15 protein-coding genes are annotated in these 23,926 nt (G+C 50.0%); 7 read left to right on the forward strand and 8 right to left on the reverse strand.

Features of this window, described 5'->3' with window-relative positions; all coding sequences use genetic code 11:
• The first annotated feature begins 200 nt into the window (after nucleotides 1-200).
• Both ACN0YH_RS09555 and ACN0YH_RS09560 read left to right on the forward strand, forming a co-directional pair.
• The gene (locus ACN0YH_RS09555; protein ID WP_417379338.1) at nucleotides 201-2,537 is read left to right on the forward strand and encodes a cytochrome c biogenesis protein CcdA; all 2,337 of its coding nucleotides are present in this window, start codon (nucleotides 201-203) and stop codon (nucleotides 2,535-2,537) included.
• 154 nt (nucleotides 2,538-2,691) lie between these two features.
• Entirely contained in the window at nucleotides 2,692-4,170 is a 1,479-nt protein-coding gene (locus tag ACN0YH_RS09560; RefSeq protein WP_417379339.1) for a putative sulfate exporter family transporter, read from the forward strand.
• Nucleotides 4,171-4,726: 556 nt separating this feature from the next.
• Here ACN0YH_RS09560 and argF read toward each other — a convergent pair.
• The 3 genes from argF to hemB all read right to left on the reverse strand — a co-directional run bounded on the left by argF (nucleotide 4,727) and on the right by hemB (nucleotide 8,263).
• A complete protein-coding gene (gene argF, locus ACN0YH_RS09565; protein WP_417379340.1) occupies nucleotides 4,727-5,644 on the reverse strand; it encodes an ornithine carbamoyltransferase in 918 nt (305 codons plus the stop codon).
• Between the two features lie 115 nt (nucleotides 5,645-5,759).
• The gene (locus tag ACN0YH_RS09570; RefSeq protein ID WP_417379341.1) at nucleotides 5,760-6,965 is read right to left on the reverse strand and encodes an aspartate aminotransferase family protein; all 1,206 of its coding nucleotides are present in this window, start codon (nucleotides 6,963-6,965) and stop codon (nucleotides 5,760-5,762) included.
• Nucleotides 6,966-7,276: 311 nt separating this feature from the next.
• Nucleotides 7,277-8,263, reverse strand: coding sequence for a porphobilinogen synthase (hemB, locus tag ACN0YH_RS09575; RefSeq protein ID WP_417379342.1), 987 nt, complete (start codon nucleotides 8,261-8,263; stop codon nucleotides 7,277-7,279).
• Nucleotides 8,264-8,554: 291 nt separating this feature from the next.
• Between hemB and ACN0YH_RS09580 the strand changes: the two genes are divergently transcribed.
• The 3 genes from ACN0YH_RS09580 to ACN0YH_RS09590 all read left to right on the forward strand — a co-directional run bounded on the left by ACN0YH_RS09580 (nucleotide 8,555) and on the right by ACN0YH_RS09590 (nucleotide 13,682).
• On the forward strand, nucleotides 8,555-10,792 hold the full coding sequence (locus ACN0YH_RS09580; RefSeq protein ID WP_417379343.1) for a PQQ-binding-like beta-propeller repeat protein: 2,238 nt from the start codon (nucleotides 8,555-8,557) through the stop codon (nucleotides 10,790-10,792).
• Complete coding sequence (locus ACN0YH_RS09585; RefSeq protein ID WP_417379344.1) at nucleotides 10,792-12,672, forward strand: PQQ-binding-like beta-propeller repeat protein; 1,881 nt, start codon at nucleotides 10,792-10,794, stop codon at nucleotides 12,670-12,672. Before ACN0YH_RS09580 ends, ACN0YH_RS09585 begins: the two co-directional genes overlap by 1 nt.
• Before the next feature lie 194 nt (nucleotides 12,673-12,866).
• Nucleotides 12,867-13,682 carry a dolichyl-phosphate beta-glucosyltransferase gene (locus ACN0YH_RS09590; protein WP_417379345.1) on the forward strand — a complete coding sequence of 272 codons (816 nt, stop codon included), beginning with the start codon at nucleotides 12,867-12,869 and terminating at the stop codon, nucleotides 13,680-13,682.
• A gap of 22 nt (nucleotides 13,683-13,704) precedes the next feature.
• Here the strand turns inward: ACN0YH_RS09590 and ACN0YH_RS09595 are convergent, their stop codons facing one another.
• Genes ACN0YH_RS09595 through ACN0YH_RS09605 form a run of 3 tightly spaced genes read right to left on the reverse strand, consistent with a single transcriptional unit; the run spans nucleotide 13,705 to nucleotide 16,972 of the window.
• Nucleotides 13,705-14,070, reverse strand: coding sequence for a hypothetical protein (locus ACN0YH_RS09595; protein ID WP_417379346.1), 366 nt, complete (start codon nucleotides 14,068-14,070; stop codon nucleotides 13,705-13,707).
• Nucleotides 14,063-14,470: a hypothetical protein gene (locus ACN0YH_RS09600; protein WP_417379347.1), complete on the reverse strand. Its 408-nt coding sequence runs from the start codon at nucleotides 14,468-14,470 to the stop codon at nucleotides 14,063-14,065. The genes ACN0YH_RS09595 and ACN0YH_RS09600 overlap by 8 nt, the downstream gene beginning before the upstream one ends.
• Before the next feature lie 45 nt (nucleotides 14,471-14,515).
• A complete protein-coding gene (locus ACN0YH_RS09605) occupies nucleotides 14,516-16,972 on the reverse strand; it encodes a DUF4159 domain-containing protein (protein ID WP_417379348.1) in 2,457 nt (818 codons plus the stop codon).
• A 414-nt stretch (nucleotides 16,973-17,386) separates the two neighbouring features.
• Here ACN0YH_RS09605 and ACN0YH_RS09610 point away from each other — a divergent pair, with 414 nt between their 5' ends.
• Nucleotides 17,387-18,403: an AAA family ATPase gene (locus ACN0YH_RS09610; RefSeq protein WP_417379349.1), complete on the forward strand. Its 1,017-nt coding sequence runs from the start codon at nucleotides 17,387-17,389 to the stop codon at nucleotides 18,401-18,403.
• Nucleotides 18,404-18,447: 44 nt separating this feature from the next.
• On the opposite strand, the gene ACN0YH_RS09615 is transcribed toward ACN0YH_RS09610, so the two are convergent.
• Together ACN0YH_RS09615 and ACN0YH_RS09620 are read right to left on the reverse strand one after the other, a co-directional pair.
• On the reverse strand, nucleotides 18,448-19,932 hold the full coding sequence (locus tag ACN0YH_RS09615; protein WP_417379350.1) for a protein kinase domain-containing protein: 1,485 nt from the start codon (nucleotides 19,930-19,932) through the stop codon (nucleotides 18,448-18,450).
• A gap of 371 nt (nucleotides 19,933-20,303) precedes the next feature.
• On the reverse strand, nucleotides 20,304-21,470 hold the full coding sequence (locus ACN0YH_RS09620; protein ID WP_417379351.1) for an N-acetylglucosamine-6-phosphate deacetylase: 1,167 nt from the start codon (nucleotides 21,468-21,470) through the stop codon (nucleotides 20,304-20,306).
• Nucleotides 21,471-21,780: 310 nt separating this feature from the next.
• Between ACN0YH_RS09620 and ACN0YH_RS09625 the strand changes: the two genes are divergently transcribed.
• A complete protein-coding gene (locus ACN0YH_RS09625; RefSeq protein WP_417379352.1) occupies nucleotides 21,781-23,097 on the forward strand; it encodes a radical SAM/SPASM domain-containing protein in 1,317 nt (438 codons plus the stop codon).
• Nucleotides 23,098-23,926 lie beyond the last annotated feature (829 nt).

Raw genomic sequence — 23,926 nt, forward strand, 5'->3', positions numbered from 1 at the left:
ATGAATCTGAGAAAGATCAGACTGCCGTCCATGGCAGAAAAAAACTGCCGGTGTTGACTCCGGTTTCCTAAATCCCTATGAATCTGTCAGGATTTGTGACTTACTTCACAGAAGAAAACAGTCCTGCACCCGATATAATTAAACAAGTTGGCTTACGGGCCCGTTCGTCTTAAATCTGAGTTTTCTGGAAGGGTTTCATTTTGAAAACTCCCCGCCGCTTAACCGCCTCTATTTCTGTACTCACTGTTTTTGCTGCTCTGATTTGCATGCCGCTTACTGTGCAGGCTCAGAATGACAATCTGGCTGATTTTTTTGATCAGAAGAAAGCCGCCGCAACTGAAGCGGGCGTCAAGACAGAGATTAATGTCAGCCTGCTGCCCCAGGATGCCAAAGCCGGTGATACCGTCACTCTATCCATCGCGGTGATTCTGCCGGAAGGCGCCTACACTTACTCCACCAACCCGACTTTTGGCGGTGCGACCAGATTTAAAATTGAGGATGTCAAAGGTCTAACGGCCATCGACCAGCATTTCAACGCGGACCATCCCCCCAAGACCGTATTCGAACCACTGTTCATGAAGGAAGTCGAAAAATATACGAAGCATGTCATCTGGAGCCGTCGTTATAAAGTGAATCAGGATGTGACCAGTCCGTCCCAGGTGATCATCAACGGGCAGATGGACTACCAGGTTTGTAATGCAGATCGCTGTGTCGCGTTACAGCATCCCTTCAGTGCCATACTGACTGGTAAACAGGAAACGGCACCGCTGTCCTTCACCCTTATTCCAGAACGGCGATCGAAACCTGATCCGGTGGAACTGAGTTTTGCCCTGACGCCGGTCGAATCCAGTCCGGAAAAACTGGTGCAGTTAAAAATTACAATGAAGCTGGATAAAGGCTTCCATACCTTCGCACTCGATCAGGACAAATCGCAGGCTGGTCTGCCGACCCATATTGAGCTGTTTAAGCTGGAAGGTTTGAAACCGGTTTCAAAAAAGTTCGCCGTCACTCCGGAAACGAAGCAGGAAACTCACGGAGTGTACAACCAGCGAACCCATTACGACGAAGTGGTCTGGACGCGTGAATTTGAAAGATTGCCTGATGCGAAAGCGATTGGCGTCGAAGGCAAGCTTAAATATCAGATCTGTAATGAAGGCAGCTGTCGTCCCCCGCTGCCTGTCGATTTTCAACTGGGCAGTCTGACCAATGCCCATCCGGTCGCGATGTCTTCCCTGGAAGAGCTCAAGGAGTCCGACAGCGATGATGAATTCCAGTCTGTTGCTGAAGGGCGTGATCAGTCTCTTGCCTCGTACCTGTTTTTTGCCTTTCTGGGTGGCTTGATTCTGAACGTGATGCCTTGTGTGCTGCCTGTGGTCGCGATCAAAGTGATGAGCTTTGTGCAACAGGCGGGAGAGAGCCGCACGCGGATTTTTGCGTTAAACATCTTTTATTCCCTGGGGGTGCTGGTTGTCTTTCTAGGCCTGGCTTCACTGGCGGTCTTCGCAAATCTTGGCTGGGGGGGCTTGTTTCAGAGTACCAAGTTCAACGTTATCATGGCCTGTATCGTGTATGCCATGGGCCTGAGCATGCTGGGTGTGTTTGAGATTCCCGTTCCCGGGATGGTGGGCTCCGTCGCCGGTGGTCAGCAGAAGGAAGGGCTGACGGGGGCCTTCTTAACAGGAATCCTCGCCACCCTGCTGGCAACTCCGTGCAGCGGACCGTTCCTGGGAGGGGTGCTGGCATGGTCCGTAAAACAGACCCCGGGTATTACTTACCTGATCTGGCTGGTGATGGGACTGGGGATGGCGTCCCCTTATATTCTCTTCAGCGTGTTCCCCAAAGCGATTAACTACCTTCCCAAACCGGGAATGTGGATGGTGCGGTTCAAGGAGTTTTCAGGAATCGTACTGATGGGAGCGGTGATCTTCATCATATCTTTTCTGGATGAATCACTGACGATCCCTGTCCTGATCATGCTGCTGGGCATCACAACCGGTCTGTGGATGATTGGCAGCCTCTACACCCACAATTCTTCAAGACAGAAGAAAATGACCGTACGAGCATCCGCGCTCCTGCTCACTGGTGGTATCTGCCTGTTTGGATACAGCATGAGCCAGAAATCGGCCAACGAGCTTCCCTGGGTCCCCTTGAACGTGGCAGAACTGGAAAAATTGAAAACCGAAAATAAAACGGTCCTGATTGACTTTTCTGCCAAATGGTGTCTGACCTGCAAACTGGTAGAAAAACAGGCTCTCAATACTCCAGAGACGTTGGAAATGATTAAAAAACACAATATCGTTCCCATATATGCCGATTACACAGACTACTCTCCCACCATCAAAGCGTTGCTGGATGAATATGAAAGCGTCAGCATTCCACTAACGGTCATTTTGCCGGCCAATCGCCCCGATGACCCCATCATTATTCGTGACTTCTATACCCAGTCAACGCTGTTGAATGCGCTGAATGAAGCCGTCGAGACACCGCCTGCCAAGAAATCGGTAAAGCGGGAAATGGTTTCCACGGTTGCACACTAAACGTGATACAAATATGTGACTCTATCCTGGGCGGCACTCTTTTCGAGTGCCGCTTTTTTTAGTATGGTATGTTTCTTAGTTGAACCTGCCCCTGCCTCGATGATCTGGCACGATCCTGACCGGCGTTCATTCCTAACTGGCATTGAGAAAAATCATGCAAGATAACGCGCCTACACCCGATCCGGAACAGAATGACGAGATTGTGATCGCGACGCCTCGCAGATCGACCTGGTCGGAAATGAAGACCGCCGAGGACTGGTGGGCGATCTGGATTGGCGGGGGACTGTTGCTGATCTGTTTTCTGGCAGTTTACCTTTCCCTGCCTGCTGACTTTTCTGAGCAATTGAAGGCCGCAGAAACGACAGGAGAAAAAGTAAGCGTGCACAGCCCGCTGAAATCGTGGCTGGGCAAACCGGGATCGTGGACACAGAACCCGCTGGACTCACTGTTTCCGGCTGAGAAAAGTAACCTGATCCTGCCGCTATGCGTGGTGCTCCTGATCAGCCTGGCTGGATTTTCGCTGGCGATCAAAGTGATGGGGCAGACTGTCTCAAAATTTGCTATCGGTTTTATCGGAGTTTTCATTCTGGCTGCCCTGGCTTACGTTCTGACAGGTCAGGTCGTGGTGAAACAATACAACCTGGAATATGCGCTGTGGGCGTTGATGCTGGGTTTGATCATCAGCAACACCATCGGGACACCCGGCTGGATGAAGCCGGCTCTGAAAACGGAACTGTATATCAAAACCGGACTGGTGGTGATGGGAGCCAGTGTATTATTCAGCCGGTTGCTTGTCTTGGGGCTGCCTGGAATTTATGTTGCCTGGGTGGTGACGCCGGTGGTTTTGATCAGCACATATCTGTTCGGGCAGAAAGTGCTGAAGATGGAATCGAAGTCACTGAACATGGTGATCTCGGCTGATATGTCGGTCTGTGGCGTGTCTGCGGCCATTGCCACTGCTGCTTCGTGTAAAGCAAAAAAGGAAGAGCTGTCATTTGCGATCGGACTGTCACTCACCTTCACAGTCATCATGATGATGGTCCTCCCGCAGGTCATCCGATTCCTGGGACTGGACCCCATTCTGGGTGGTGCCTGGATGGGGGGCACGATTGATGCCACGGGCGCAGTAGCGGCAGCAGGAGCCATGCTGGGACCGGAGGCTGAACAGGTCGCTGTGACCATCAAGATGATTCAAAATATCCTGATCGGCGTGACTGCCTTTGGAGTTGCTGTCTACTGGGTGACCTGTGTGGAAAGTAAAAAGGAAGATTCCCAGATCAAGCCTGATGCGTGGGAGATCTGGTATCGTTTTCCCAAATTTGTGCTGGGTTTTATTATGGCCTCGGCCGTGTTCTCACTCCTGTATAGCATGCTGCCGGGAGGCGATCTGATCGTGCCAGCCATGGTGAAAGAATCGTCCAAAGTTTTCCGGGGCTGGTTCTTCTGCCTGGCGTTTGTGAGCATCGGCCTGGAAACCAATTTCCGCGAACTGGCCAAATTCCTCAAAGGGGGCAAGCCGTTGATCCTGTATGTCTGCGGGCAGTCGCTGAACCTGCTGCTGACACTATTGATGGCCTGGTTGATGTTCTCGGTCTTTTATGCCGACGTCGTGAAAGACGTGTTCAGCAAGTAGAGAACACGAAGCAGTGCCCGGTGTTTATCTCCGAAGATTGATGTGGTTGTTTTATAATAACACTTCGCAGAGATAAACTGCGTCCAAGCAGTCCAGCAGCTTGAGAGATTCAGTCTGTCGGCCACCGAAGACATACTGAATCAAACGATAACCGGTTTGATTCAGTATTCACCAAGCTGGTATGTGAAGACGGAGTCAACGGATACTTCTCGACTGGCGCAAGATTGGTGAAGCTATGGTTCATCACAGGTGTCACCCAGGTGTAGGTGTGTCGCAAAACTGGTCATTTTAAGGTTCCTTTTGACAGGAAAAAGGGTGTTGATCGTGAAGTCTTTTCGTGGCTGTTTTTCAAATTCACTTCAAACCAGCGGGTTTTATAATGACCGCATTCACAGGGAGCCATCCATGCAGCATGCGAGAAAAACGGCCAACGCGCGCGACGCTTAGCAGGGAGTTTCGAGATTGGCGCAGCAGGGTCAAGTCGATTTTGAGCATGTATAAAAAATTACCCCGACGTTGAACGCCGGGGTGGTGAGCGATGATCAGGAGTGTCTGATTATGACTGCTGCATTAACCAGACCAGGAGTCCTTTGGCCAGATGCTTACGGTTTTCAGCCTGTTCAAAGACGATGCTGTGTGAGCTGTCGAGAACCTCATCAGTAACTTCGAGTCCCCGCTTGGCGGGCAGGCAATGCATAAAGTGGCAGTTCTTGCCGGCCGCGGACAGCAGGCTGCCGTTGATCTGGTAATCGGCGAAGATCTGTTTGCGTTTTTCCGTTTCCGCTTCCTGGCCCATACTGGCCCAGACATCGGTGTAGATGACGGTGGCATCCGCGACCGCTTTACGGGGATCGGATTCCAGTTCGAGTTGAACGTTGGGGAACTTCTCTTTCAAAGTATTAACAAGCTTCGAGCAGAGCTCAAATCCGGAGGGAGAAGACACCACGAACGGAACATTCAACTTCGCACAACAGTTCGCCAGTGAATAAGCGACATTATTTCCATCACCCACATAAACCAGTTTCTGCTGTAACAGATCGCCGGAGATTTCCTGCATTGTAAACAGATCGGTCAACGCCTGGCAGGGGTGGCTTAAATCAGAAAGCGCATTGATGACAGACGCCTGGGAATTGGCGGCGAACTGCTCGATCAGCTCATGCGAGAAGGTTCGCAGTGTGACCACATCGGAATAGCGGCCAATAACCCGCGCGACATCTTCAACAGACTCGCGTCCATCCAGGCCTGCCTCTTTACATGAAAAGAAACTCGCGCCGCCACCCAGTTCCCACATCGCGGATTCAAAACTGAGTCGCGTCCGCAGAGATGGTTTCTCGAAGACCTGCGTCATGGTTCTGCCCTCTAGTAACTGGGGGCGTTCGCCTTGGGCTCTTTTATCTTTGAGCTCCTGCACCAAAGAAAATATCTCGAGTATTTCTGACGAATCCAGATCGTGTAAGGTAACTAAATGTCTCATTCGATTTCTCAATCAATGCCTTGTTAAAAACAGGAATTCCTGTTCGCTTCTTAAAATAAGATTCGAACAGGAATCAGTGAAAGGTCAATAATATCCTGGAGCAGAATGGCTGGTGTTATTCTTCCTCGGCCATTTCGCGTAAGACAGTCGCGATGATTTCGCAGCCTTCTTCTACCTGTTCCGCGGTCACATTCAACGGCGGGAGCAGGCGGAGTACGGTATCATGCGTGGAATTGATCAACAGACCACGCTCCATACATTTTCCAACGGAGGGGCCAGAGGGAATGTTCAAATCAACGCCAATCATCATCCCCTTGACGCGGACTTCGCGAATGATGGGGAGTTCGGTCTGCAGTTGTAAAAAGAACTGACGGAAGAGATCGGACATCGTCTGGCAGTTTTCCAGCAGGTTCTGCTCTTCGATCATCTGGCCGGTGGCGAGACCCGCTGCCATCGCCAGGGGATTTCCGCCAAACGTGCTGGCGTGCATTCCCGGTCGGAGACTGGGAGCGACTTCCTCTGTTGCGATGAATGCTCCTGCAGCAACACCGCCGGCAATCCCTTTGGCCATGGTCATGATATCAGGCTGCACGCCCCACTGCTGGTAACCAAACCAGGTTCCGGTTCTTCCCATACTGGTCTGCACTTCATCGAAGATCAGCAGGCAGTTGGCTTCGTCGGCGATTTTCCGTAAACCGGCGAGGTAACCTTCATCGGGAATATTGACACCCCCTTCTCCCTGAATAGGCTCAACAAGAATGGCACAGGTTTCATCGTCGACCAGACTGGCTACGGCTTCCAGATCGTTAAACGGGGCATAGCGAAATCCGGCGACTAATGGACCGAGGCCCGCGTGATACTTAGGCTGCGCCGTTGCTGTGACGGCGGCGTAGGTTCGACCGTGAAAGCCGTTTTCGCAGGTGATGATTTTAGGACGCTTCCCATCGAAGTGCAGCCGCGCCAGTTTAATGGCTCCTTCGACGGCTTCGGCACCACTATTACAAAAGAATGCTTTACCGAAACTTCGCGTGCAGAGGAATTCGGCAAACCGTCCCTGTGCTTCGGTGTACCAGGTGTTGGGGACGTGAATTAATCGCGAAACCTGATCCTGAATCGCAGCGACAACCGGTTCGGGACAATACCCCAGAATATTACAGCCCCAGCCGGGAAACAGATCAAGGTACCGTTTGCCTTCTGCATCCCAGACATACGAGCCTTCGCCGCGCACGAGGCTGATCGGATAACGACCATAATTGGGGATCACATATTTGTCGAATAGCGCAATCGTTTCCTGACTGCTGGCATGCCCCGTTACTTGCACTGTTGTACCTCGTTCATTCTGGATAAACCACAAATTCACAATATCGGTTGAATAGAAAGGAATTCTGACACTAATTCCAGAACTCAAGTTCGAAAAAAGATCAAAGTTCTTATAAACCGCTCAAAACGCAATCGTTCTGTCCGGCAAAAACGGGGACAGAAGTCAGGTAGAAAGAAGCCGGAGATTATAGCAAAAGTCTCGTCTCTTCGCAGTAATCTGAGGAGAAGATTCCGATTCCTCACGAAATTTTCATTCGAACCCAACCTGTTGTCAGAAAAGGTCTTTTGGCATTTCCGGTTGCTGAGTCTGCCTTATTTCTGCTGAAGTAATTCCGCAACCTCTTTCGCAAAATAGGTCAGGATGCCATCTGCGCCAGCACGTTTGAAACAGACCAGGCTCTCCAGCATTGACTTTTGACGATCAAGCCAGCCGTTTTGGGCGGCAGCGGAGATCATGGCATACTCTCCGCTCACCTGGTAGGCGAATGTGGGAACTTCATATTCCGCTTTGACACGACGAACGATGTCCAGGTAGGGCATCCCCGGTTTAACCATCACCATATCAGCACCTTCACTGATATCCAGGCCGACTTCGCGCATTGCTTCATCGGAGTTGGCGGGGTCCATCTGATAGGTCCGTTTATCTCCCGATCCCAGATTTGTACCGGAACCAACGGCATCACGGAAGGGACCATAAAAGGCGGACGCGTATTTCGCGGCGTACGCCATGATCTGTACGTGCTGATAGCCTGCTTCATCCAGGGCTTCACGAATGGCACCGATCCGGCCATCCATCATGTCAGAGGGAGCAATGATGTCACACCCAGCTTGCGCCTGTACGACAGACTGCTTACACAGGACTTCGACTGATTCGTCATTGACCACGTACCCCTCCTTGACGAGTCCATCCTGCCCGTGGCTGGTATAGGGATCCAGAGCCACGTCACAGAGAATTCCCAGGTTCAAATTCTGTTCTTTCAGGGCCCGGACGGCGCGACAGACGAGATTTTCAGGGTTAAATGCTTCCTCGCCCTCTTCGGTTTTCTTCGAAGGATCGGTCGCGGGAAAGATCGCGAGAGCAGGAATTCCCAGATCAGCGGCTGCTTTGGCTGCTTCCAGCAGATGGTCGATGGTCAAACGCTGTACGCCCGGCATCGAAGGAATATCTGTTTTCTGGTTCGTCCCATCCTGAATAAAAACCGGCCAGATCAGGTCATTCACCGAGAGCTGATTTTCAGAAACCAAGCGTCTAGACCAGTCTGTACGGCGATTTCGCCGCATACGTGTATGAGGAAACATAAAAAAATCAACCCTCTGTCTGACAAATTGCATTGATCGGCATATAAATTATACGCGCGGGATTTCAGATTATGGTCGATTTCCGGTTAATAATAAAGCAATATACGATTTTTAAATCTGCTTGAGACTTGAGATTAGACCATTGCAATAGGCAGGCAAGTTCAATACTGTATTATTTAGTAGGGTATGAACCCTCCCACCTGAAGAGCTGAGATCACAGACTTCGAAAGCAGAGTCTGCAATCCTACATCAGTGATACCACAATTCATAAACGAACAGTGAGGATCTTCTATGAGAAGAATAAACATGGTGCTCGTCGGCTCCGTTGTGCTGTTTCTAACCGCCTCTCTTGCAACTGCAGGCGACTGGGCACATTGGCGTGGCCCGGAACACAATGGGATTTCTCGTGAAACAAATCTGGTTGCCGACTGGAATCTGGACGGCAAAAACATTTTGTGGAAATCCGATATTGGCGGTCGTTCCGCCCCGATTATCTTAGATGGTCGCGTTTATCTGAACTGTCGCACGCACCACGATGTCACTGACCCGGTAGAGAAAATTCATGCCCGGGAACAGGTCGTCTGCTGGGATGCCAAGACCGGTGATCTACTCTGGAAAGATGAGTTCAATGTTTTCCAGACTGATATCCCCTCGCCGCGCGTTGGCTGGGCCAGTATGGCCGGTGATACGGAAACCGGAAATGTTTTCGTTCACTCTGTCAGCGGTCTGTTTCGCTGCTATTCTCCCGAAGGTAAAATTCTCTGGGAAACCTCGCTGGCGGAAGATTACGGAAAGATCTCCGGCTATGGTGGTCGTACTCAGACTCCGGTCGTTGATGAAAATCGTGTGATCGTCAGCTTTCTGCAACTGAACTGGGGCAAAACAGCGTCCCCTCCACCAAAGCAGGCTTACTACGCGTTCGATAAAAAAACCGGCAAACTTCTCTGGACTGCTGCTCCCGGTGGTGCTCCATTAGACACAAATTATTCCGTACCCATCGTCTCAGTCATCGATGGTACCCGCATGTTGATTGCCGGCAATGCCGATGGCGGCTGCTATGCAATGAACGCGAGAACCGGTGAAACTCTCTGGGGCTTCCAGATGTCCAAGCGTGGCTTGAATACGTCACCCGTAACAGATGGCAAATACGTTTACATCTCACATGGAGAAGACAACATTGATACCGTCGACTTTGGACGTGTTCAATGTATCGACGGATCTTTGCGTGGTGACATTACCAAAACTGGCAGTGTCTGGCGTGTCGATGGCATCAAAGCCGGCTATACCAGCCTGCTGGTGAAAGATGGCATCCTGTACGTAGTGGCTGACACCGGTCGGATGTATGCCTACGACAGCAAGGACGGTAAAGAACTCTGGACCTATAACCTTGGAACCGTCGGAAAAGGATCTCCAGTCTGGGCGGACGGAAAGCTGTATGTCATGGAAGTGAATGGCAACATTCACATTCTGAAACCCAGCCGAGAAAAATGTGAAGAACTTTCGCACGTCCAACTGCTGGCACGTGTTGATAAAGGGATGGATGAAATTTATGCATCCCCGGCCATTGCCGACGGTCGCATCTATTTTGTTACTCGTGACAGAACAATCTGCATCGGTGATAAGAACAGAAAACCAAGCAGTGATCCCGTGCCTCCACTGGCTGAAGAAAAGCCGATGCAGGACAAAATTGCTTCCATTCAACTGGTCCCTTACGAGGTCGCTGTGACACAAGGGGAAAAGATTGACTATGAAATCCTGGCTTATGATGCGAATGGTCGCTTTATTAAAAAGGTCGATGCCAAACTGACTCCGGGTCCTGGAATGGAAGCGGTGAAAGTGGACGGCATGAGTGTTACAACTCCCTCCGATCTGAAAGCACCTGCTGCAGGTACCGTTTCTGTCAAGGTCGGGGATGTAACTTCCGAAGCACGGATTCGCGTGTTCCCACCACTCCCCTGGAAATTTGATGCCCAGGGATTGAAAGGCAAGCAGGTTCCCCCAGCCTGGGTCAATGCATTTTTGAAACTGCAACCTAACGAGGTGGATGGAACAACGGCGTTCAAATCCAGCCCCGGTAAAGGTCGTCCCAGTGCAAACATCTGGCTCGGGCCATCAGATATGAGTGAACTGGCTCCCAAGGGATACACCGTCCAGGCTGATGTGTATCTCAAAGAACAGAAACGTAAGCTGGCCAGCATGGGTGTGACTGTGAATCGATATGACCTGATTCTGAAAGGGAATTCCAGTAAACTGGCGATTCAAAGTTGGGCTCCCCACAAACGAATGGCAAAAGAAGTTAAATTTCGTGCAGACCCGGACACCTGGTACACTATGAAGCTGAAAGTCGATATCAAGGATGGTCAGGCAGTCGTCAAAGGGAAAGCCTGGCCGCGCGATAAACCGGAACCCGATGAGTGGACCATTGAAGCCACTGACCCCCATGCAAATACCGAGGGCAGCCCCGGAATTTATCTCTACCGTCTCGCCGATGGCTACATCGATAACATCATTGTCTCTGAGGATAAATAATGAAAAAGTCTTTAATTCGATTTGCCCTGTTGAACTCACTTGCCTGTTTCGCAGTCATGACAACAGGTTGTGAATCCAGCGACACGAAGCCGTCTCCCCAGGCGAAAACCGAACTGGGTGGGTCAGCTCCTCTGGAAGAAGCAGGTTCGACCACGGTTGACGCAGGAGTAGATGTGCCTGATGCTGAACCTGATATGAAAAAGTCCGAACCTAAACTGGACTTAGATGGAAATCCGGTAACACCCAAAGCGGATACTCCGGAACCGGCGAAGCCTGAAGCAGATCCAAAGCCGGAATCAAAACCTGCTCCTGAAGCAGAGCCTAAACCAACTCCTAAGGTAGAAGCCAAGCCGGAAAAGACGTCACAAACCAAAGCTGAACCTGCCGGTAAAAAAGTTGTAGCCGGCGACTGGCCCATGTGGGGTGGTGACCACACTCGTAACATGGTCAATAAAACCACGGGCCTTAATTTGAGCTTCAAACCTGGTGAAGGTGAAGAAAAAGGCGAAAATGTACTCTGGGTTTCCAAGCTGGGTTCTCAGACTTATGGTAACCCCGTTGTGGCTGGCGGACAGGTATATGTCGGAACCAATAACGGGGGAAAATACCGTCCCAAGTATGAAGATGACCTGGGCGTGGTACTCTGCTTTGATGAAAAGACCGGCGAATTCAAATGGCAGTTGTCTCGTGAAAAACTGCCTCAGGGCCGCGTGAACGACTGGCCGGAACAGGGAATCTGTTCTGCTCCCTGCATTGAAGGCGAGCGTCTGTGGGTCGTCACCAACCGTTGTGAGCTGATGTGCCTGGACGCAAAAGGCTTTTATGACAATGAAAATGATGGACCTTACAAAGACGAAAAAGAAACTGACAAAGAAGACGCTGACATCATCTGGTCACTGGATATGATCGAAGACCTGGGTGTCTTCCCGCATAACCTGGCTACCAGTTCTCCTGTTGTGCACGGCGACACGGTCTTCCTGTTGACATCCAATGGGGTCGATGAAGCACACCTTGAAGTGCCTGCTCCCCGTGCTCCCTGCTTCCTGGCAGTCAATAAAAACACGGGAGAAATTATCTGGGAAGACAACACCCCTTTCGATAATATTCTGCACGGTCAATGGTCCTCACCTGCAATCGGTGTCGTGAATGGCAAAACACAGGTCTACTTCCCCGGTGGAGACGGCTGGCTGTATGCCTTCACTCCCGAAGGTGACGGAGAAGGCAATGCGAAACTGATCTGGAAGTTTGACCTGAATCCGAAGGATTCCAAATGGGAACTCGGAGGTCGAGGAACCCGCAACGCCATCATCAGTACTCCTGTTTTCCATAATAACAGCGTGATTCTGGGCGTAGGACAAGACCCTGAACATGGTGAGGGAGTCGGTCATATCTATCGGATTGATGCGACGAAAACGGGTGACATCAGCCCTCAGATTTCAGATGGCAAAGACGGCTGGAAAGATAACCCGAATTCCGGGAAGATCTGGCATTACGGTGGGGAAGACGTTGATGGTAAGCTGACCGGTAAAAAAGGTGACCTGCTGTTCCGCCGCACCATGTCGACTGTCGCCGTAGATGATGGACTGGTCTACGCTCCGGACTTAAGTGGATTCGTGCATTGCCTCGACTTCGAAACCGGCAAACGTTACTGGGAATATGATATGTTTGCCGCCTGCTGGGGATCTCCCATGGTGGTGGATGGCAAAGTTCTGATTGGAAATGAAGATGGAATGCTGATCATCCTCAAAGCAGGTAAAGAAAAGAAACTGCTGGAAGAGAAAACATTCAATTCTTCGATCTACAGTACCCCCACCATTGCCAACGGGAAAATGTATGTCTCTGATCGATCCCAGCTCTATTCGATCAAAGTGACTGACTAATAACTGGTTACAGCCTTTCAGTCTGTAATAAATCACCGAAGTCTGTTCTCAGCAGACTTCGGTTTTTTTGTGCGCCGCGAATCCGGTTTTGACACAAACCCGTTTTTCTGATACACCCCCCTACACCATTTTTCTGGCCAGATCAGAGCAGGTCTAACCGACGGTCTCTTGTACGTAACGGGTAAATTTTCCTTATGTCTTCTGCTATTATTGTCATTCCCTGTTTCAATGAAGAAACACGACTGGAAGTACTTCAGTTTCGGAAATATGCATTGGCACATCCGAAGCATCAGTTTCTATTTGTGAATGATGGCAGCAATGATCGCACCGCGTTGATTCTGGATGACCTGAAAGCAGCAGTACCTGAATCATTCAACGTACTGCATCTGTCTCAAAATCAGGGAAAGGCTGAAGCTGTCCGGCAGGGAATGCTGCAAGCCTTTCAGTCAGACGTGGATTATGCAGGCTATTGGGACGCAGATCTGGCGACTCCACTGGAAATGATTCCTGATTTCATACATCAACTGGATCAGGTTCCCCAACTTTCTCTGGTGATTGGTGCCCGTGTCAAGCTGCTGGGCCGACAGATTGAGCGGCAGCAACTGAGGCATTACCTGGGGCGCGTTTTTGCAACAGCCGCATCCACAGTATTACAACTACCCATTTACGATACGCAATGCGGGGCCAAACTCTTTCGAAACAGTCTGCAAAGTCGTACTCTGTTTTCAACACGATTTCTAACCAACTGGATTTTTGATGTAGAATTACTGGCCCGTTCCCGACAGTTGGAAAAGTTTTATCAATGTGATTCACTGGAAACCACGGTATATGAACTACCTCTGAACCGCTGGCAGGATGTGGCTGGTTCGAAAGTCAAACCACATGATTTCCTGAAAGCCTTCTTCGAACTCTGCTCTATCTACTGGAACTACCTGCGACCTTCAATCAAAAAACCATTCGCCACATTATCTGTTCAAACCGGTTCAGACCAAATCCGCAAGGTGGCTTAAACCGCTTCAGTCGGTGTGATAGCTATACGCTATAAAGGCTATAGGCAATCATGGAGTTGATCGCTGATATCACAAATAACAGCACTGCGACCATCATGAACATCCAGTTGCGCAGGCTTGCCAGATAAATCATCATTGCGACAAACAGAATGGAGATCAGGTACATGCATGCCAAAGCCGGACCATCCGAGAGATCATGAAACCATGTTGCACGTGGCAATATACCTGGTAATGCAGGCCACATTTTAATCCAGGTCCAGCGATAGGAGGACCAGCTCCCTTTGCTCAAAATCAACCATGAATAGGGATAGTAAGTACAAAACAGAATCACCGGTACCACGACTTTGAGGGAAGGTCGTCTCACCGGTTTTTGGGGTCTGTCAGGCATGATGGATGTTGAACCAGCTACTGCAATATCCACATTTCACATCGCCGTGAGGTGAGACATCGATATTATCAGACAGTGGTGCATTGCATTTAGGACAGGTATAAGATCCCTGACTGGAATCCTGCATTGCTGAACGGGTTGATTTCGATCTCCCTTTTTTAAGGCCCTTGCCTGTCAGAGCACAGTACGCGGTGAAGCCACCAATCACGATGAAGGGGATCGCGATGAATGAAGCAAAAACCCGAAAGAACAGAGGTGGTGAATGGAAACCACCGAAAGGCTGTGACCACATAAACCCAAGTGCCGTCAGGCCGATGCCTGCAAAGACGCAGCCAATCACTACTCCCACGAATCGGGCTCCTGCTGCTATATTTTTCTGCTGGTTATCGAATTCGTTCATCTGAGTCCCAATCCCGTTTCGCCGAATGAGTATGCCTCTCTCACTTTAGTCGACTTTAATACCTTCAACCTTATTTTTGAAGGCAATATCCTGAAGTAAGGCATAGCGAACAATGTTCAGAGCCAGATTGACCGCATCTTGGGGGACATAACCCGCACACGCTACTGATGCCTGCTGCTCCAGAGCACAACTAATGTCGTACTTACTGTAAATGACTGCCAGATGCCCGTCGATCTCGATCCCCTCCAGTAAAGGCTCTACGATGACGGTCTGTGCTTTCAGCGGCTGATTGACATCGTCGACTTCCATCTGACGACGCCTGACGCGTCGGACATCAAACCCCGTCTGTTCTGAAAATAAAGGATGTTCAACAGGGATTCGCTTCAACTCGCGGGTGGGAAACATTTCTCGAATCATCTGGCGAAAACTCTGATCAAACGGTTGTGAACCACAACAGGCATCAGCAAACAGAACGGCGCCATTCTCCAGCGCCTGTTTGATATTCGCCAGTTCTGACTTGGACAGACTGAACTGGCTTCGCCCGTGCATATAAAGCAAGGGATACTGCATCAGATTGGGATCGCTGGCTGGCAGACTGGGAGTTTTCGTAGAAGCAATCATCCCCGCCTTCTGATTCAGCGCTTTCAACAGGTTACTGAGGGCACGGGGTGCCGCGTCCCAGGTTCCCGTGTGGCGGATCTTGGCGATCTGCAGGAATCCACGTTCAATCTGATTCTGCATGCCGTCGTTATTCGCCAGTTCTTCCTGGTCCAGTTTGTTCGGCGGTTCACGACCTGTCGCATAAGCAATCACATTAGTACCGATACGGATTGCCCGGGTGATCATCGAAGTGGCTTTGACCGAGCGATCTTTTGACGGGAATCGCATCCACTTGTCCCACAGACAGGCCAGATCGTCTGGGCAGTAAATAATCGAAGTGCGGCAACCCACGTCCACTCCATACAACTCAACACTTTCTGCATCCAGCAGATATTCACAACGGAAAACGGGATGTTCAGCAGTCAGCCGCTTCAACTGCACTTCTCCCTGTGGGTACATTTTTCTTATCAGCTCGCGGAATCCCCTGTCAAACCCTGCTCCGTTACAGTTATCAACGGCAAAAATAAAGCCCCCCTGCTCAACGTACTGCTTAAGGATCGCGACTTCTTTTTCATCGAACTCCGGATCATCCAAACCACTGAGAAACAACACCGGAGCCTGTCTAAGTACGGAAACGCCGGCCCCCTGGATCGCCAGATCCAGATTGACGGTTTGCCAGGTAAGTAGTTTTGGCCAGTCGGGACGGCCGGACAAGGCATCGGTCAAATTCAAAATATCATTCTGATGATGATTCCAGTTGGGAAGTGTATCCGGCTTCTGCTTGACCTGCGCGTCGGAATTGTATTCCAGTTTATTAATGAGAACCGGCGCTAAACCTTTGGAAAGAAACAGTAGTACAAAACTGGTTCCCAGTACGGGATCACTTTCCTGGCCAGCCCCTTTCCAGGAGCCATCCCGGACAGATTGACGTTCTGTAAGAAAAGCAGCACCTTCACGGTACCAGTCATGTTTACCAAAAAAACGTGTTCCACTCAGTCGTCCAGCGCGTTCAAGTCCATATAGATAATACAGCAGCCAGGAATTAACTCCGGGATTGCTGCCCACCGAAAAGTGATTTGTCATCCAGCGAATGGCACGATCAATCGACTCATCATCGTCTTTATTAACGCAACAATTGGGGGTTCCATCCGGATTGATCTCTAATTCATCCCCCAGCATGGAATTTACAATCACCATGGTCGCAATTCCTGCAACGGTCATACTGCCCCGACTGGCTCCGACTTTTGACTGATAACCCCAGCCACCATCTGGGCTCTGCTGAGTCCCCCAATACTGTTTGATCAGTTTCCAGGTGCTGGTACTGACGGGAACGCCGGCATGGACTGCATCTCTCAGCGCCAGAACGGCATACTGACTGTTACTGCGATCAGCGGAACCACCTCCCCCGATGGCCATTCCAGGACCATATCCCCAGCCACCAGCATCCGGACCTGTTTTGACCTGGCTTTTTTCGAGCTGCAAAACCAGCGACTGGATTAATGTGTGATCACGTTTTCCGTCTTTAGCAGCGGCCAAAGCCATGATCATCAAACCGGTCTGATATGTTCCCCGAGGATCAGGGGCACGCAACGTACGCAGATACTTCAGCCCACGCTGCACGGGTTCATCCTTGGCTGTCATGCCACTATTGATGATCGCCATCAAGGCCAGGCAACTGACACCGACTACATGACTACCACCGCGAGTCGGCCACGAACCATCTTTATTCTGATTTTTAACCAGAAAGTCACGCCCCCGGTCGATTGAATCGACGACGGCCTGAGCTGTCAGTTCCTGGGCAGACACAGTCGCGTAAAATGGGAAAAAGACAGAAATGCAGATGGCACCTGTCATCGTCCAGCGCAACGCCCGGTGCGCTCTTCGAGATTGCAAACATTCCATCGCTCTTCTCTTTCGATGATCTCAATTCTTTAAATCGGTAAAAAGCAGTCTGACAGGAACCCGATCTTGACGCAGATTCATTTCACGTCAATCAATCTATCTCGCGGCCTGCGCCCTTCCCTGCCTGGTAGAGATGATTCGCATGCTATTATAGTTTAAGAAATCTCCCTACTTACCACTTTTGTCCGTTTTTTAATAATTCCTGCACTTTTTCAGTCGTTTTGTAGATTGTAGCAGAATTGCCTGAGCAAGTCAGGACTCTCTGTTTCTCTTGTCATTTAAGAAGAGTATAATCAAAATCACTGGAATTCTGTTTCCACATCCATACGAACTGAACTCTGGTTGCTAATACCAGAATCTGAACGAAACCGGAACAATCAGTCGAGATTCTTTACTAGAGAGAATGGGTTAACATTGGCCAACGAAAAACGCGATTACGATGATTTTCTGGAGAAACTGAAACGTCATCACGACGTCATGGTGGAAGAACTGCACAAAGTCATCATCGGGCAGGACGACGTCATCGAACAGATTCTGGCTGCGATTTTTACCGGTGGGCATTGTCTGCTCGTAGGTGTCCCCGGCCTGGCAAAAACATTACTGGTCAGTACGATCGCCCGTATTCTGGACTGTGAATTCAAGCGGATTCAATTCACCCCCGACCTGATGCCCTCTGATATCACCGGGACGAATGTGCTTGAAGAAGAGGATTCCGGCCGCCGTTCCTTTCGCTTTGTTCAAGGCCCGGTTTTCACCAATATTCTGCTGGCAGACGAAATTAACAGAACGCCCCCCAAAACTCAGGCTGCTTTACTGCAGTCCATGCAGGAACGCGAAGTCACGGTAGGTCAGACAACATACGACCTGCCTGACCCGTTCTTTGTCATCGCCACCCAGAACCCGATTGAACAGGAAGGGACCTACCCGCTGCCGGAAGCACAGCTGGACCGCTTTATGTTTAATATCAAAGTGGAATACCCCAACCTCGAAGAGGAAGAAAAGATCCTGGCATCGACCAGCCAGAGCGAGAAACCTGAAATTCGAAAAGTCCTGTCAGCGAAATCGATCGTCTATCTGCAACGCCAGATCAATATGATTGAGGTCGGCCCGATGACGATTAACTATGTCACCCGACTGGTAAGAGCGACACGACCTTCAGATGGATCGGCTCCCCCTTTTGTAAAACAGATGGTCGACTGGGGCGCGGGACCACGAGCTGGCCAGTACCTGATTGCAGGCGGTAAAGCGATTGCTGCCATGTCTGGCCGGGCGAGTGTCTCACTCAATGATATCAGACGGGTGGCAGTCCCCGTTCTCAGACACCGTATCTCAACCAACTTCCAGGCCCAGGCAGAAGGTATGGTGACGGAAGACATTATTGCCCGGTTACTGGAAGAGATTCCCGAACCCAATATTCCCAAGTATGAATAAGTGAGTCATCACTCAAAATTCAGAGGGACAGCAAAACGGAGTGCTCAATGAGCAGTCAGTTCTGCAGAGTCGTTAAGTTGATGCTGCAGGACTCTCTGAATTTTGGCCCGTAAATTCCGAATTTTGATCGGCTGAACCAGAATTCGTGAACGATCCGTTTTCTGAAGTGTTTTTTTCACGCTGGCATTTTTCTCAGAGAGCACAAGCACAGCAGCGAGATCAGCATCCATCGCCAGAGAATTATTGAATGCATCCACAGCTCCTTCTCCGATTGAATCTTCCATGAAGACCACGCAGTCAGGAGCATTTTCCTTGATGCGGTTCATGGCCCGTTCAATGTCGCTGAGAATCAGGACCCGATAACCATGCTTGGTGAGATACTCTCTAAGTACATCCTGGTGTTTGACGCGGTTCTCCACACACAAAACCGTGGGGGGAGCGATCACCATTTTCAATTCCTGCTCAGCAGACGCTTTCACTTCTGCCGACTTATCCGCTGTTCCAGCCTCACCTAGTTGGGCACGCACTTCCAGCAGATCCTGAATGGCCTCGGTTGCTGACTGATAACGTTGATCAGGCTGGTAAGCCATGAGTTTTTCCAGGACGTTTACAATCGGCGCTGGCAGATCTGGTTCGAGCGAAGTAATTGACGGTACCTCTGAATAACGTGAGGGCCGCTTTCGCTCTTCGATATCTTTTGTTCTGGGGAAGGGTGGCTTACCACAGAGCAGTTCATAAAAGATCGTGCCGACAAAATAGAGGTCACTGCGGGGATCGTTGCGTGGCGCTCCCGTCGATTTCTCCAGTGTTCCATATTCAACAGCGCGCTGATGTGCTTCCCCGGCACCACTGGCGTCGTCTTCGCCTGCCAGTCCAAAGTCAATCAGTTTTGCGACTCCCTGAATTGACATCAGGACGTTGGTGGGTTTCATATCTCGATGTGTATATCCCAGGCGATTGGCATACTCCAGTCCTTCGCAGATATCGACGGTATAATTAATCGCTTCGACGGGAGATAACTTTTTGCGGATCGTAATGAAATCGCGCAGGTTTCCACCTTCGACAAATTCCATGGTAAAGTAGTGCGTATCGTCCTGAACACCTACGTCATAGATCGCGACAATATTTTTGTGTTGAAACTGCTTACAGACTTCAGCTTCCCGATGAAACATTTTAACCGTTTCAGGATCTTGAGCCCAGCGCTGCCTGAGTACCTTAACGCCGACCATGCGACCATCCTTCACAGAGGAAGCCCGGTAAACGCGGGCAAAGCTCCCGGAAGCATTCTGATACATGAGCTTGTTATCACCGAGAACCAGTCCATCGAACTCTTTGTTTTTGAGACGACCTGCCTGAAATGAAGTGATGAGATTCTTACGCTCTAACAGACGTATGAGCTGATCATCATCGGTTGATTTTTCTCGAAGCTCCTGGAGACAGGAATCCATATCCTGCTGTGAAACAAGTCGCATGCTGACTAATTCCACACTGAGCTTTTTCTTTTGTGACTTCTTATTAAAAAAAATCATTCGCGGTCCATGATCTGCAGATGCACACCAGGCAGTATACTAGATTTGCTGTAAACCAAATGGAAACAGAACAGGGAGTTCAAATTTGATTTAGCTGTTCTCTTTTGCGAAAAAGAAAAAAATGAGTGCCTCGTTTACATGAAATCCAGTTGCCAGATATCATCTCTGAATTGAATGAGAGCCAAAAATATAATAAAACAACGGCTCTGAAATAGATACAAAATTCCTAATATGAATTTTTGAAGTAAGTACGGAGAATAACTAATTATAGCATCCACATTGACACAGGGGAATCAGTGAACACGCGCGCAGAAAATAATTCTTGAATTTCAGGCATCGGATCGAGCGTATTCGTTCTAAACAGAACAGTTTCAGGAATTCACCAGGAGTGTCCCGTATTTAACTGCTCCGCTGGCGAGCGTTGTCTGGATATTCATCCGCGAGCCCACTCCTTCGTAGTGGAAGAGAATCAGATCGGCTCGTGAACCAGCTTCCAGGCTGATTTCCTCAAATCCCAGCAGGCGAGCAGGATTGAGACCTGCCATATCCAGAGACTCCTGCAAAGTAATCCCTGCCATGTCAATCGCGGTCGTCACACAGGCATCGGTTTCCAGACCGGAACCAGCCAGTAACTGTCGCTGGCCTGCAATCACGATCGGACCATCTTCCAGAACTTCCATTTTGACCGAACCTTCTCCATAAATCCCGGGAGGAGATCCTGCCAGCCCGGAGGCATCACAGGTAATGATGGTATTCTCGACACCTTTGGTCTTAATAATGGTCCGCACGACACTGGCGGGGAGGTGATGTCCATCAGTAATGATACTGGCCATCAACCGTGGTTCGCCTAACTGTTCCCAGATATAGTTGGGATGTCGACGCAGTGTACCATGTGCCCCATTTCCGAGGTGAGTACTCAATTGAGCCCCGGCATCAACTGCCTCCATGATGTGTTCCGGCTCTGCAGCCGTATGACCAATCGAAACCACGACACCGGAAGCAACTGCTTTTTTGATAAAGGGAATCGCATTATCGACTTCGGGAGCCAGTGTGATCAACCGAATGCGATTACCGGAAATTTCCTGTAGCCGACTGAACTCATCCCAGTCTGCAGCGCGCACCTGATCGAGTGGATGTGCACCACGAGGACCCTGTATAGGTGAAATATAGGGACCTTCCAGATGACAACCGGGAACCATCTGCTGCACCCAGGAGTTTTCTTCACATGCTTCACGAATCGCAGTAAATCCACTGACATAATCTTCGAAGGAACTCGTGATTAAAGTAGGACAGAGTCTCGTGATACCATACTGATAATGCTTCTCCAGTACCTGACAGACTTCTTCAGACGTGAGCCCCGGTTTATTAAACCAGATTCCACCATACCCATTTATCTGCAGGTCAAACATCGCAGGCGCAATAAACGGCAAACCCGCTGCTTCAGAATCCGGGAGCAGTTCAATCGATGAGATTTTCTCTCCCTTGATCTTGATACAGACTGCTTCATAGGTATCGTATCTTCGTCCAACTAACTCCATCAATTGCCTCGAGCTCTTAAACAATTTGAATCAGAAAGCCTGTAAATAAAATGAGCAACTATTACAGGATTATTTAAACTTAGAAAGTATAAGAATTATACTCCAAAGTCAAAAAAAGAATTTTGAGAACACTGCCTTATACCATGAATTTCATGCAATTTACAGTGTGAGATTCAATGTTTGCGTACTATGAAAAAATTCCCTGTATTTTTTGAGGAATCGGGTGTTTTCGAAAGATAGAACGAGTAAAATTACGAGTAACACAATTTTGTTCACTAAATCCGCTGCTCCCACGGAATTGAGATAACTTATGTACCTGAAAATGGCTAAACGCGTTCTGATGGAGACGGATAAAAGACTTGTCTGGAAACTGGCTTACAACTTTGGCTTCAAAGGCGCCCTTTCCGTACACAAGCACAAAAAACGCCTCAAACGGGGGGAATTCTTCCCTCCCTTCCTCTATGTCTCGGTCATTAACAGTTGCAACCTGCGCTGCCAGGGCTGCTGGGTCGATGTCGCCGCCAAACAGGAAAAAATCGACGTCGAAGCCATGTCTCGGCTCATTCAGGAAGCCAAAGAAATGGGGAACTCCTTCTTTGGGATCCTTGGCGGCGAACCCTTCATGCACCCCCAGCTCCTCGAAATTCTCGAGCGTCATCCCGACTGCTACTTTCAAATTTTCACGAATGGGCAGTTTATTACCGATGAAATTGCCAAAAAACTTCGCAAGCTGGGAAATGCGACTCCCCTGATCAGCGTCGAAGGCAATGAAATCATCAGCAACGAGCGCCGTGGTCGAAATGATGTCTACGCCAAAACCATGCAGGGCATTCAGAACTGCCTCGATAACAAACTGCTCACAGGCGTCTGCACCAGTCTCTGTAAAACCAATATCGATGACCTGCTCACCGAAGAATGGGTCGACAAACTCATCGACATGGGGGTCATGTATTGCTGGTACCATATCTATCGTGTCGCCGGCCCCGAACCGAATCCCGAACTCGCGCTCTCTCCCGAAGAACAACTCCGCGCCCGCAAGTTCGTCGTTGATATCCGTGCCCGTAAACCAATCGGCGTCATCGACGCCTACTTCGACCACGACGGCACCGCCCTCTGCCCTGCCGCCACCGGACTCAGTCACCACATCAACCCCTGGGGAGATATCGAGCCCTGCCCGGTCATTCAGTTCGCCACCGACTCCATTCATGATCGGTCCAAAACGCTCAAAGAAAAATTCATCGGCTCGGAATTCCTCCAGGACTTCAGGCACGTCGTACAACAAAACACCCGGGGCTGTATCATCCTCGAGCGTCCTGACCTGCTCGAAGACCTGATGAAAAAACATGGCGCGAAAGACTCCACCTTCCGCAAACAGGCGATGCAGGAACTGCAGAACCTGGAAACACGCACCTCTCAATACTCGCCCGGAAACGAAGTCCCCGAGAAAAGCCTGGTCTACCGGATCGCCAAGAAATTCTTCTTCAACGATTTCGGCGTCTACGCCGGCACCGATCACAGCCAGACCTCCGCTCCAGGCATCCTCGCGGCCCGTGATACTGCCTCTGTTTCCTCGAACGACGATCCGCCCAACTTCATTCCCCTCGAAGCCATCAAGAGTGATGTCTGAGATCGCAGTTGCCTTCATGATTGACTCCTGATATTTCTGCGCCCCTTTTGAGCACTCATACGCTTTTGAGCACCCACGCTGAATAAACTCCCCTTGACGCCTGCGCGCCGACGACGATAAACGTTGACCTGTGTCGCGCGCGTGCTCAGTTTACAGTGCACTGAAACACGAGCCACTTGTTCCAGGTCTTCACTAAGAATAAGCCTGTTTTTTCCAGATTTGCACTGCCTGAAACCACACATGTTCGCAATGTATGCCTGCGGGTCGCCACACTTCGCACCCCATCATCCCGGCACCGCTCTGGTTCCCCCAGACATCGCCCCGGTATCAACCTGTATCGCCACATCATTCTGAATATCCTCTTGCTCCCTTCAGACCATTCCCTAAGATGATCCTCACACAGGAAAACAAACCCGATTCCCCCAACCCCAAGCATGACTCCCTCCTTTCGTGTCGTTTCGTGTTTTTCGTGGGTCGAAAAATAAAATGGCGGGTAAGCCCGGATGCACATCCGGGCCGAGCGCAGCGAGCAGGAAACTGACAGATCGACTTTCAAAAGTAATCACCAGTTACCGACCCGCCAGCAAAATTGCAGGGGCTGCCCCATGTGTCAGCCCGCGGCACCAGCATCGATTTCACAATCAAAGCTCAACCCGTCCCACACATTCTACCCGATCTCACTGCAGCCAACTGAGATGAAAATCCCGCATCACTGAAAACCAATCAAAAACAGAAAGCACAATTAACCGCACGGCGTTAGCCTAATGGCACTTACTTTAGATCAGTGTGTTTCAATTTCTCTGGGGGCTTTTTTCTTTTTTCGAAATGG

The organism is Gimesia sp. (genome assembly GCF_048262075.1).
In the GTDB taxonomy this organism is placed as follows: Bacteria; Planctomycetota; Planctomycetia; order Planctomycetales; family Planctomycetaceae; genus Gimesia.